General features: G+C 57.7%; 8 protein-coding genes and 1 pseudogene. 3 read left to right on the forward strand and 6 right to left on the reverse strand.

What is annotated here, in order from left to right; translation table 11 throughout:
• The 3 genes from FXV83_RS21615 to tnpA form a co-directional block, all read right to left on the reverse strand.
• Nucleotides 1–635, reverse strand: a 635-nt coding sequence (locus tag FXV83_RS21615; protein WP_235939999.1) for an IS66 family transposase zinc-finger binding domain-containing protein, incomplete at its 3' end; no start/stop codon positions are given.
• 54 nt (nt 636–689) lie between these two features.
• Complete coding sequence (gene tnpB / locus FXV83_RS21620; protein WP_038952245.1) at nt 690–1,040, reverse strand: IS66 family insertion sequence element accessory protein TnpB; 351 nt, start codon at nt 1,038–1,040, stop codon at nt 690–692.
• Nucleotides 1,037–1,489, reverse strand: coding sequence for an IS66-like element accessory protein TnpA (gene tnpA / locus FXV83_RS45450; RefSeq protein WP_187436058.1), 453 nt, complete (start codon nt 1,487–1,489; stop codon nt 1,037–1,039). The genes tnpB and tnpA overlap by 4 nt, the downstream gene beginning before the upstream one ends.
• A gap of 478 nt (nt 1,490–1,967) precedes the next feature.
• Between tnpA and FXV83_RS21630 the strand changes: the two genes are divergently transcribed.
• The 3 genes and pseudogenes from FXV83_RS21630 (at nt 1,968) to FXV83_RS21640 (ending at nt 8,336) form a co-directional block, all read left to right on the forward strand.
• On the forward strand, nt 1,968–5,042 hold the full coding sequence (locus FXV83_RS21630) for an HD domain-containing protein (protein ID WP_148741411.1): 3,075 nt from the start codon (nt 1,968–1,970) through the stop codon (nt 5,040–5,042).
• A gap of 891 nt (nt 5,043–5,933) precedes the next feature.
• Nucleotides 5,934–6,694, forward strand: a pseudogene (locus FXV83_RS21635) (IS5 family transposase).
• Between the two features lie 43 nt (nt 6,695–6,737).
• Nucleotides 6,738–8,336, forward strand: a complete 1,599-nt coding sequence (locus tag FXV83_RS21640; protein WP_148741413.1) for a hypothetical protein — start codon at nt 6,738–6,740, stop codon at nt 8,334–8,336.
• 24 nt (nt 8,337–8,360) lie between these two features.
• Here FXV83_RS21640 and FXV83_RS21645 read toward each other — a convergent pair whose 3' ends face one another.
• Genes FXV83_RS21645 through FXV83_RS21655 form a run of 3 tightly spaced genes read right to left on the reverse strand, consistent with a single transcriptional unit; the run spans nt 8,361 to nt 12,542 of the window.
• A complete protein-coding gene (locus FXV83_RS21645) occupies nt 8,361–9,824 on the reverse strand; it encodes a phosphotransferase (protein ID WP_148741414.1) in 1,464 nt (487 codons plus the stop codon).
• The gene (locus FXV83_RS21650; protein ID WP_148741415.1) at nt 9,803–10,708 is read right to left on the reverse strand and encodes a sensor histidine kinase; all 906 of its coding nucleotides are present in this window, start codon (nt 10,706–10,708) and stop codon (nt 9,803–9,805) included. The genes FXV83_RS21645 and FXV83_RS21650 overlap by 22 nt, the downstream gene beginning before the upstream one ends.
• A complete protein-coding gene (locus tag FXV83_RS21655; RefSeq protein ID WP_148741416.1) occupies nt 10,689–12,542 on the reverse strand; it encodes a coiled-coil domain-containing protein in 1,854 nt (617 codons plus the stop codon). Before FXV83_RS21655 ends, FXV83_RS21650 begins: the two co-directional genes overlap by 20 nt.
• Nucleotides 12,543–12,769 lie beyond the last annotated feature (227 nt).

Raw genomic sequence — 12,769 nt, forward strand, 5'->3', positions numbered from 1 at the left:
TGGTAGCCGTATTTCATCACCGCGATGTGGGCCAGCAAGGCTTCCGTCACCATCCCGCCATCGATCGCCTGGGCCGGCGCGGGTGCCTGCAGCACACCCTGGCGGCATCCCCGGCAGCCATACCGCGGACGCACAATGCGCTTGACCCGGTACTGCATCGGAATGACGTCGAACGCTTCCTTGACGGTCTCCCCGATCTTGTGCAGCCGCTCGCCGCAGCAAGGGCAGATGTAGCTCTCGATATCGATTACGACATCGATGCGCGGCAAATGCTCCGGAAGCTTCCCCCGGTTGCGTCGCGCCGGTCGCTTTCCACGGCCCTCCGCTCCATCAGGCAGCCTGCCTCCGGTTACGTCGTCGTTGGCCGCGGCACGAGCCGCCTGTGCCGTGATGGTGAAGAGAGGCAGCTGTCCGGGATCCAGTGTCTCGGAGCGGGGACCGAAGATCGTGCGCTTGAACTGGGACAGGATCATCAGGAGCTTGTCGTTCTCCTGAACCGCAGCGTCGCGTTGGGCGATCGCCGCATCACGCTCGGCCGAAAGCGTGCTGCATTCCGCCGACAACGCCGCAAGCCTTGACGACAGCGCCATCACGGTGTGTCGGAGCAATGCTGGATCGGAAGGCAAATCACTCATGCAGAGTGATTTTACAACAACTCCGCATGAGTGACGAGCTACTCTTGATACGGATCAACCAGCTCGCGCTGGCTGATCCACAACCCGCATCGGCACACGCTTCCAGTCTGAGCCATCGAGCAGCACCGAGAGTTGAGCATGAGATAGCGGCATGACGCCTTCCTTGATCGGCGGCCAGGTGAACTGCCCCTCGATTCTTTTGTAGTAAAGGACAAGGCCGCTTCCGTCCCAGGTCAGGATCTTCACGCGATCTCGGCGCTTGGACCGGAAGACATAAAGTCCGCCGTCGTACGGATTGGCCCCAAACGCCTCGCTCACCAGCATCGCCAGTGAGTCCATCCCCCGACGGAAATCGATCGGCTGCGTCGCGATCCAGATCGACAACCCAGGTCGGAGCCCAATCATCGGCCAACCGTCTCGACTGCCGCAAGCACCTCGCACAGCGCCCGCCGGTCGACCGTCCCCCTGACACGGATGCGAACCGCGCCGACCTGGATCTCAATTGCTGCCTGCTCTTCGCGCGACGACAATTCGCCGCCGCAGCCAGTGATCGCGACCGGCACAAAGCCAGGTGGCACATCTCCGTCCCGGCGCTCCGCGAGCTTCACCCGCGTGGTCTGACGACGCCACAGAAACAACAGGCTTGGGCTGATGTCGTGTCGTCGTGCCACCGCGGACACGCTTGCACCCGGCGCGAAACTCTCCGCGACAATCGCCGCCTTCGCATCGGTCGACCAGCGCCGACGCCGGCCCGTCCCGGTGATGATTTCGACACGCCGCAGCGTGTCGGCGCCGTGTTCGAGGATAGGCGTATGCCTATCCTTATCGCTATCCTTACGACTATCCTTCGACATTGTGACCTCGCGACAAACCATTCCGCGAGATCTTTTAGCCGACCAGATCAGCCCTCAGCGCGTGGTCCCTGCATGACGCTCACGCCAAATCAATGACCATTAAGCAGCGCCACGTTCTGCGGGCGCTCGCGATTTATCCGAATGGTTGGTTCATGAGCGCGAGCGAGCGCGCTGATCCTGAATTGTATGAACTATTCCGGCACCGGCTCGTGCAGTGCCAGCATGTTTGCGCCACTGGCGGCCTCCCGTCTTGGGGCGTCACCGAGCTTGGCAAGCGGATCGCGGAACGGCAGGCGAAAAGCGCCTGCTAGGCGGCGGGTCCTTCCGTGGTACCCACCCCCTACGGCCCAAGCGCGCCCCTGAAATCCTCCAGCCAGACCAGTTCAAATCCAGGTTGACACGATTGACAGGGTTTTCAGTTTCAACCAAAGGTCTAGCAGACGCGCAAAATTACATCCTGCGTGGAGGGGGAAATAAAATGACGGACGTCAATCTTGAACTCTATCCCGAAGTTCGAGCGCTCAAGGCGACGGCGTTCGAAGGGTTCGGTGTGAATTTGCAAGAAATCAAGCGAACAGCCGCCGACCTATTATCTCAAATTGGAAAGCACGGTTTCTTTTCCGAATACTCCAAGCACGACATTTCTCACATCGATGAAGTGCTGAAATTAGCTGACTGGCTTGTCGACGATCAGACAAAGAAATTTATGTCGGACGCGGACTGGTTTCTGATCACGCTGTCGATCTATTTTCACGACATGGGGATGCTGGTCACTCGGGATGAATTTAAGTTACGCGATCAATCCGGGTTTGACGTGTTCTGCAATGAGGTCCTTTTTAGCGGTCAGCGCGCCGCTGAATACAAGGCGCGCGTGAATGAGCTGGGAAGTGAGGAGCGTGACGTCTTTCTTTATCAAGAATTTGTTCGTCACAATCATGCGCACCGCATTCGACAATGGATTGAAGGAACAATTGATCCAACGTTCGGCGTTTCCAAAGCTGCCATTGGAGAAGTGCAGCGCGTTCTTGCAAATCTCGATCCAACGCTGCGAAGAGATTTGGCGCTCATTGCCGAAAGCCATCACTTAGACGACTTGGACAATCCCACAAAATACAAGGTTGTTCAGCCTTATGGCTCATCGGATGCCGAAACGGCAAATATTCAATACTGCGCCATTATTCTGCGGTCAGCAGACCTACTGCATATGCGCCGAGATAGAACCCCGTCAGTTCTGTTTAGGGTAATAAATCCGACCGACCCAATAAGTCAGCGCGAATGGGCAAAGCAAAACGCAGTGCGACGTGTCATGCCGCAAATGGGATTGAATGATGAACGCATCCCCGATCCCAAAGCTCCTAAAGACACAATTGAGGTTCACGCGACCTTTACAGAAGAGAACGGCTTCTTCGGTCTGACGTCCTTTCTTGCATATGTCGCTAAAGAAATCCGGAAATCATACGATTGGGCCGAGACGTCGAAGAAGGAGCGAGCGTCCAAGCATTCGTTCATCTGGAGAAAGATCGCAGATGACCACATCGAAACAGAGGGATTTCTCAAGAAGACGTATTCGTTTGATCTTGATCAACACAAGATCCTAGATCTTCTGATCGGTCACACTCTGTATAACGACACCGGCGTGGTTCTACGTGAGCTCTCGCAGAACGGAATCGACGCTGTTCGTTTGCGTGAAGCCGAAAGCGGGGGCGCCATCCCTGGCCGGCTAGTCGTGCGATGGCAAAGCGAGGAAAGAATATTGACCGTTACCGACAACGGTACGGGAATGACCCAGGATATTATTGAGCAACATTTGCTCAAGGTCGGATCGTCGCGTTACCAAGATCAAAAATTCAAGGAAGCACACCCAACTTTTTCTGCAATTAGCCGCTTTGGTATCGGCGTTCTTTCAACATTCATGGTTTCCGACGAAGTCGAAATAACTACTTGTTCTCGACAGGAAGACAAGGCGCGCAAAATCTCGTTACGCTCGGTGCATGGCAGGTACCTCGTTCGGCTGCTGGATAAGGCCCGAGATACCGAAGCTAGCAGCCTCGCTCCACACGGCACTCGGGTTCGGTTGAAGGTGCGATCAACTGCCAGACTCGGTTCCGTAGTTGACATCATGCGGCAATGGATCGTTATCCCACGCTGCAAAGTTACTGTACAAATCGACGACGAAGCACCTGTTGATGTCGGATTCGCGTCTGCTGCCGACGCCGTCGCAGACCATCTCCAGCAATCAGGATTATCTGTTACAGGTGATCAGCCGCAATACAAAGTCATCTCTCGCAATCTCGATGGCGTCGAGTTTGCGTATGCTGTTCGATGGTCCCCCGCTTATCGTGATTGGACTATCGCGCACGTCAACGGCCGGACGCAAACTCTACCTGCCCCTTGCACATGCGTTGAAGGCATTGCGGTGGTATTTGCAAGTCCCGGACTGGCGTCACGATCCTTGATTGCGGTGGCCAATGCGCGAGGGCCTACAGCGCCGAAGACCAACGTTGCTCGTTCTACTCTCGAAACAACTCCGGAGCGCGACGCTCTGGTTTCCACTCTTTATGAACTTTATGTGGGCCACGTTAAAAACGAACTTAACCGACTTGTGACCGAAGAGAAATATTCCCTCACGTGGGCCGCCAATAACGCCATCATGCTTGTGCCATTTGGTTTTGGCGACAGTACAGATGCTCTGTTACCTAGCGAACTTCGCGCACATATGAAGGCACTTCCAGTTTACATCACGGAGCAGGATGGCAAACGCGTCAACAGAGCCTTCAATGATCTTGTTAAAGAAGAGACTTTTTGGACAGTTGATTGCCAATTGGTAAGTTCCGCCGAAGGACTCGTTCGAGAATCCAAAGCTAATGCGACAGTCGCAGACGTGATCACGTCGCTGGGCGACAAGGCGCAAGCTCTTCCTCAAGGAACGATACTCTTCAACATGGATGTTAGTTCGATGATGCGGGACTCCGTTGAGCTTGAATTTGAGCCTATTCAGATCAGGACCAGCGAGAGCTTGCGTCGAGTGGACATCCAGTGGGGCGCGCGGACGGTCGATCAGTGGACTCGTATTGATGAAATAATAGACCGCCAATACTCAAAAATGGCGACGACTCCTTTGGACCAAAGAATTAGGCAGCACCTTGATGAAGCGACGCGCAGCGAACGTAGATCGCGAAACACCCGCCTATGGATCGCTGCCGAAAGCGTAAACTTCTATGGAAATGACCGATATTGCGGAACCACCTCCTATTATCGCAGCTTTCTTCGCGGCAATGTCAAAATATCCCATTTCTTGCGCCAACTCGCCGTGGGAGGAAACGATATCGATGCCATACGGCGCCTCAGCATATTTTCTACGATCTTGACCTCAATCATAGATCATAGAGATCGTGTTGGAATGGCAGCCGCTCGGCTTCGTCGATTGAAAGCCGATCTCGGCGAGGACCTTTTGCAGGGAATCGATCAATTTATCGACGCGCTGAACGAAAGCCCAGGGGGATTATTTGATACATCGGCGTGGTCTTTCCGCGATCACGAGCTAGGCGACTGAACGAATCGGTCCTGTCGTGCACAGGGGACACACGGCACAAGCGCGCCCCGAAAACGCACGAGCCGCAAACTTGGAATCCTGGTCCAAAATCACCGAACACGCCGAACTTGAGCGACGAGGACGCCGAAAAAGCGCTAGCCGATATTTTTTTGGACTGTCCAAACTTACCGAACAACCGGAAGTCGTTGTTTTGGTGGGCAGCGGAATAACTTCTGAAGGCGGTTAGGCTTCGCAGCGGCGGGCGTACGTGCGGCAAAACGCATCGCCCTCACGAGACAGCGCGGCACGTTGCAAACGGGCCAAATCGAGCCGCCGTTTTGTTTCGTACGATACAATTTCTCTACTCGCGTTTGGGTCGAATTAGTGCATTACGCACCATATTGCGCGAATTCGAGGAATGGGGCATGAGTTGCTGCGGGTGTCGAAGCCCGACTCGAACAGCCATTTCCAAACCTGCTGCGGTTCTCGCCCTGTCAGGCGAGATCAACTCTGGCCATTCGGCCGGGATACCCGCGCTATGTCCAGAGCAAAGGCTTGAAGCGCGTCTGCCTGTTTCGAGCAGGTTTCGACCTCCCGGCCGCCGGCCCGATGCCGGCGAGAGCGAGATTGAATGCAAGCTTATGACAATAGTCACATCCGGTGTTTCCGTCGGTTGTCGTCTTGATCGCCAAGCGACGCGCGTACACTTCGCCACCTTTATACACGAGGATACGGGCGAAACGACGCCGCTTTACCTCTCTTCGCACGAAGCGATCGACGCTGAGATTGATCAGCGCGCATGCTTCGATCCCACGCGGGCCACAAGACACGAAGCGACCCGCACTAGGGTCTGTACCTAATTAGCGCCACGTGATTCTCTTGCCTGCGTGTTCTTGATTCGGAGGCGAGAGAATGCGTGCGGGTTTGTTTTGGCTGAATGACAGGCAATGGGCTCGTATCGAACCTCATCTGCCGACGGGACTGACGGGGCCGGATCGGAACGACGATCGGCGCATCATCAGCGGTATCGTTCACATGCTGCAATCGGGTGCGCGATGGCGTGATTGTCCGCGCGAATATGGTCCTTACACGACGATCTACAATCGCTTCAATCGCTGGGCCAAGCGCGAACGATGGTACGCAATCTTTCAAGCACTGGCCAAACCTGGCAAAGATGCCGTCGTGCTGTCGCTCGACTCGACTTCGATCAAAGCTCATCGGTGTGCCTCCGGCGGAAAAGGGGGGAGCACAATCAGGCAATCGGCCGCTCGCGGGGAGGCCGTACGACAAAAATCCATGCGCTGAGCGATCCGCTCTGCCGACCGGTCGTCCTGCATCTGACCCCAGGTCAGGATGCCGACATCGCTGCCGCGCCCGATGTTCTGGCGCTCGCGCCACCCATGAGCGCGCTTCTCGCAGACAAAGGGTACGACGGTGACAACCTTCGCGCCGAAATCGCTAGTCACGGCGCCAAGCCCGTCATTCCCAATAAATCCAACCGTATCGTCATCCACCGCTTCAACAAACGCGCCTACAAAGGCCGAAATGTCATCGAACGCTGCTTTTGCCGGCTCAAGGACTTCCGCCGCATCGCCACACGATATGACAAGCTCGCACGGAACTTCTTGGCCGCTATTCATCTCGCCGCTCTTGTCGCATATTGGCTCAATTGAGTCCGGACCCTAATATGCACCAGTTTTGGCGGGAAAGACGTCCATGGACAAGGTATTCGATGCGGACGACGACATCCCCTTCTCCGGTTATGACCCGGATGCCAAAGCGTGGTTTGCCAGCCTTCTGTTCTGGCGACCTTCGCGCTTGTCGGATGAGGAAATGCAGCTCCACTTCAGTCATTGGGATGGGAGATGGAGCGAGCAGACCAACCGCGCAGCGCAACGCCTTGGAGCGAAGGGTCTTGATCTAAATGAAAACTGGGCGCTGTGCCCTCAGTATTGGATCTGCCCGGCGTGTCGCCGCCATAAAAACGATATCTTCCGGCTCTCAAAGCGAGGGATGCTGCTCGCCAAACTGGAGCTGCACCACGACCACATGCGTGACTGCATTTGGCCTCGCATACGGGAGCTGTTTGGCAAAGATTGGCTTGAGACACGCCCCAAGTCGTCGATCATCATTCTCGACTATGTCCGTGAATTGACATCGCGTTTCGACGTTTGCCTCATCTGCTCGGAATGCAACGCGGCAGATGGTAAGGTCAAAACGCGGTTTCGTGACGAAATCGATTCACGCTTCAGTTTCACCGCGCAGGAAATCGGAACATTTATCAGCTCGGCTGGCGGCAAGGATCACGAAATCGACTACGAAAAAGCTTATGCCGCATGGCAAGCGGAACGCGAAACTTTCCAGGCACGCCTATCCCTCCTCGACGAACTTCTTGGCCATCTCGTCCATGGACGGTTGGCACGCGACCATCAGGGCATGGCGAGCACCAGGATTATGAATGGTGCCTTTGACGCCTACTCTCTTCTCATGAGGTCGTTCGAACAGGATACAAAGAACACCGAACGAGCGCAGATGATCTGGACTCTTCGTGACGAATTTCTGGCGCGCTCGACACGGCGTGATTCCGCGACGCTTGCCCCGGTTGATCAGGTGCGCCGCCCGGTCATTGCGCCCACCGACGACGAGTATGCAGCCTATGTTGATCCTGTCTCGTCGAAACGCTGGCTCGCTATCCCGTCCGATTGGGCCTGCCCGATCTGCGCGCGGGGCAAGCGCCAGCTCATGCGCAAGAGCAAGAGCGGAAGATGGTCGGGGGGCGTTCGGTCGCTGTATGAGTGCACCCTGGAGCGGAATGATCTGACGATCGCAAATCGGCAAAGGCTGTTTCCAGACTTCCGGAACGATATCTTCGTGCGGGACATCTCACAGGTTACCGTGTGCGCGGACTGCGCAGGAATTAGTTCTGCCCTCATGCAGAAGGATCAATCGATCCGTGATCCCTATCTTAGTACCGGAGACCGCCGCACTTCTATCGTTAACAGCCAACCCCACAGCACGCATGAGATTGATTTCGAAGCGGCACGGAACCGTGCGATCGCAAACGAATCTTATACTGCAGCGTCGGCAGCTTTCCTCGCTTTTCGCGAACGTGTCCGCGATTTTGCTGGGCGATTCGAACGCGGGCGTCGATGGGGAAACACGGAAAAGGAGCTGCTGGACGAATTCGCCGACGATCTCCGTGTCTTTCACGGCATTGAATATCCTGCGGAAGCAATTGATCTCGTCCAATGGCTTTTGACGCAGGCCTCTGGCGGAGACGGCGACGACGTGAGCACAACAAAGCCCGGCAACTGATCCGATTGCATGACGCTGCACGCGTCAGGCAGCGGCTGCACCGCCCGTTATTTGCGCAATGCAGTGGCGAATCAATGCTCGCGCTAATACTTTATTCGTATCGCCATACTTGAGCTGACGCAGGGCATATGCATAAGCGACGGCCGACACCTCCTGGGGCGATCCAGCGACCGCCAAGGCCCACTGACGGCAGGCGCGAATGAAATCAGGAAACGCACAGCCCGCAACATATGCATCAAGCGTTCCCCACTGGCCGAGCAGGGCCTCCGACGGCCACCCCGGCGGCAACCGCGCCGCCTGCAAATGAAAGATCGTGCTCAGCTCCAATGTCACCGGGTCGACAGACGCAAAGGAATGGCCCGCGTCACCGAAATCGATCAACATCGCGACCCCGCGTTGATCAAAGACGATGTTCGCACAGTGAAGATCGCCGTGCTGGCAGCAGCGCGCGGCCGGTATCTGCGTGGCCTCAACTGCGTGAATGTCGATCTCGCCAAGCTCCGCCTGGATACCGGGCAAGTCCGTATCGGCGACGATCTGCCTGCGAATCCGCGAGACAGGAACGTTGGCGACGTTGCTCCCTTGATACCAAGGCCTTTCGATAGCTCGGACGGCAGCAGGAATATCGCGTACGTCTGTTCCATCGGCGACGATCCGGTCGAAGAGACTTTCGACGGTGTCGCCGACCATCGCGTAGAACAGGCCACCGCGGTTCGCCGCGCCGACGTTCACCGTCGTGGCCAGGGTCGGATATCCGCCTGCGGTTAAGCGGGTGATGTCCGTACGGTAGCGATGGCCCTCATCATCGATCATCGCAAGGGTCGATACCTTGGCGACCGCCGACGTCACGAAAAGGCCGTCCGCCCGGCTCACCACGACTTTCAGGACGCGTGAGTCCGACAAGCCGCCCGACAACTCCTTGATGCGTGCGGTTGCGCCATTGTTGCGGCGACTGAAGATTCGCAAGACCTGCGCTTCGGTGGCTTGTAAAGCCCGTTCGCCTGCGTCCTGCTGAACCGCGATCCGATCCAACTCGGCGCGGGCGGCCGCGAACGCCCGAACCCGTGCAAGGCAGTCGGGAAGCCGCTTCTTCCAGAAAACCTGATACATCTGCTCGGTCGCACCGGTCCCATGAACGTCCTCGACCCGGCTAAATTCGTTGAGCACTTGGGCCGGAAAGTCCGGGTCGACGGTCCCGGTCAGGAAGAAAACCGAGGTTCCCGGCATGCGGCTACGCACTTCCTGGAAAACGGTCCAGCCGTGTTCTTGCGCGTCGTCCAAACCGTCATCGGTCGGAGGAATCCTGCGGTCGAGGATGACGAGATCAAACAGACCGTCCTCGAGCCGTGCTAGAGCCGCATCCCGGCTCCTTGCCCACACGGTCTCGCAGTCCGCGATCTTCGTGAGCTCGCGCACGATATCTTTGGAGAAGGTAATGTTATCCTCGACGAGCAGCACGCGCATGGTCAGCCCGCCTTCTTTGGCCAACGAAGCTCAAAGCGGACGCCGCGTTCATTGGGAACCAGGGTCACCCGGCCACCCAAGGACTCCATGGACTGCTGGACGATAGCCAGACCCATGCCGAGATGGCCTTCCTTGGTCGTCGAGCCGATGTCGAAGGCTTTCTGAATCACACCCTTGAAGCCGATGCCCTGATCCACGATCGAAAACCAGTAATCGATGTCCGTTGCACCCCATGAGACGGTGATCGGCACGTCCTCGAGCGGCGCATTCGCTGCAACCGTTGCTTCCACCGCGTTTCGCAAGCCATTGCTAATGGACAGCGAGACCAGACTGCTGTCTCCGTCCACAACGCATGGCGTCGGCCCGGCGCGCAACAGCCGCAAGCCTTGAGGCCGTGCCAGTTCATCAATGCACCGGCCGACGGCCACGTCGAGCGCGAATTCATCGATCTTCGGCGCGCTGGCCGCCCGCCGCAAACGGCCAAGCGCGCTCAGAAACTCATCAAGCCGGTCGAGGTTCTGCTTCGTGTTCGATTGCGCGAAATTCGCGACCTCGCCTTCGGCGGAAAGCCGAAGGCTTCCCAATATCGGCTCCACCTCATGCAGGAGCTGCGCAGTGGTCGTTTCCAGCGCTTCGGCAAAGATCTGCGCCGCGAATCCTTTTGGCAATTCGTCCGTGTCGACCGAGGCGAGTGAACCCGCCGGCTGGGCGGTTGGCGACACCCGGGCGACCGCGCGCCGCAGGGCGCTCTTAATCCAGGTAACGGTTTCCCGTGCGGCTGCTTCGCGCAACGCCTGTTCTTCGGCCGCCGTCGCATGCGCCGCAAAAAAACGCGCAGCCTCCAAGCGCTCCGTCGCGGATTCGGAGCGTAGCTTGCGCAGTAAGGCGTCAGGATTTCGTTGCGGCATGTGGCAGGTTCTTTGCGTAGAATTCGGCGCGCCGCGCGAAAGCTTCGCGCCCGCCTTCCATGATCGTCGTGATCGCTCCGACGATGGCGGGCTTGTTCGTCGAACCGGATGACCGCGCGAAGCAGCGACTGCCGTCTGACTCCAGGTGGATTACCATATCGGCGCTGCCAAGAACGGGGATGTTGGGATTGTGGGTCGCAACGATTGTTTGCGCGCGTGCGCTGCGCGTAGCGATACCCTTGACCAGCGTATCGACGACGAAGCTGTTGTCGAGATGATCCTCAGGCTGATCAAGGACGATCATCCGCTCGAGATGGCGCAGGATGACCGGCAGAACTACCGTGCAGCGCTGCCCCATCGAGAGGAAGTCGATTTCCTTGTAGTCGGCTCCGTCCATCAACGCGATCCGAATGTCGTCTTCGACGATCGTCGTGAAGAGAGCGCCACCTGCATCGCCGCGCAGCGCGTCACAAAGGCGTGCGGCTCTTTCGTCCGTAATCTCGAGATCCTTGGCAATCGTGTCGGTGTCTCGCGCCTCGGCCAGGTGCGCGATCTCGACCGGGCTATACGTCTCGGCAATGCGATCAGCCAGTTCCGCATAGCGCAGCCCACTGCCCCGAAGCGCGGCGTTCAGTGCGCTGACATATGCCAGGCGCTGCGAATACGGCTGGACAGTCAAGCGCACCGCCGGCCCGAGATCAACATTCAGTTGCTTGGCAATTTTTTCGCGGTCCTTGGTGCGCTCCTGCCTCGCGGCATCGTTTTGTGCGAGCAGCTTTTCTCGCTGCTCCTCCAGGCTTGTAATACGCGCCGTGCGCTGCGTCCGCAGCTCGACCAGCGACGTCAGCACGGAAACGCGCTGGGTGATGTCGCCGATCTGCTTATCGATGGCGCTCGCACCCTTTTGCTTTTCTTCGATCTTCTGCCGGACATCACGTGCGCGGTTCTCAAAGCCCGTCTTTTGGCTCTGCGCCGCAGCCAGTTTCTTGCGCAGCTCTTCCGCGATCGCGTTCAGCTCTTCAATCCCCGTCCGAATGCGTCCATACGCCGTGCGTTCGCGCTTCCTTAGGTCAGCCAGCTCATCAGCCGTGCCGACCTGCGTTGGCCACGGCTCAAACAAGGGATGGCGGTCAACGGCCGCATCCACTTCCTCCAGCCATTCTGTGAACGAGTCGACGACACGTTCGATTGACTCGGCGCGCACACGCGCGGAAGCCAGCGGCGGGGTGAGTTCGTTCAATGACTTCCGGAACCCCTCGATCTCCTTGTGGACGCTTGTCTGCGCCTTGGCCTGCGCTTTCAGCGTTGCCAGCGTAGACTGGAGTTTCGGCAATTCGGCCGTCCGTTCGTCGATATTGTCGATCTCAGCCAACAGCGTCCTGATCTCCCCCGTCAAAGACCGGATCCGCGAGCTCGTCGCGCTTGCTGGCGTGGCAGGACGGGCAGGCAGGAAGCCGTCCACAAGGCGCAGGCGCGACTGCGATTGAAGGCCGATGCTCTCGATCTCGGCCTGTGAGAACACAAATGGCGGCTCGAACCTGTCACCATCTTCGACTTCTGTATCCTGAGCGGTGCGCGAAACCTCGAACCGTTGCTTCCCGTCGGACAGCACGATGGTCACCTTGCCATCGCCAAGCACGCCCAGAGCATGCTCGGTGGAGTGCTGCTCACTCCCGGCCGTGTACGATCGCGCCCCGAGGCAAAAGCGAATAAGCTCGATGACGGAGCTTTTGCCGGTGCCGCGCGCGCCGATCAGGACGTTAAGCTTGCGAGAAAAGCGTTGATCGAATCCATGAAGGAGTCCGCCCTCAACCTTGATTGATTCAATCCACAAAGCCACTCTCCAATGCCACGCCGGGTGGCACATATGTTCGCCAACATCATAGCCTACACAGGCAGGCTGTCAGCATCAGAGGCTGGCGACGCCATCCTACTGATTTTTCAATGATTTTCCAAGCGATCCGCCCTCCCGCGAGTCAGGGACTCCAATAGCCGCTATTGGCGCGTCCATGTACAATGTCTGGGCGGGAATCCCGTCTGGCCGGTCGGAGCCGGCTCCCC

Source organism: Bradyrhizobium hipponense, from assembly GCF_008123965.1.
GTDB lineage: Bacteria > Pseudomonadota > Alphaproteobacteria > Rhizobiales > Xanthobacteraceae > Bradyrhizobium > Bradyrhizobium hipponense.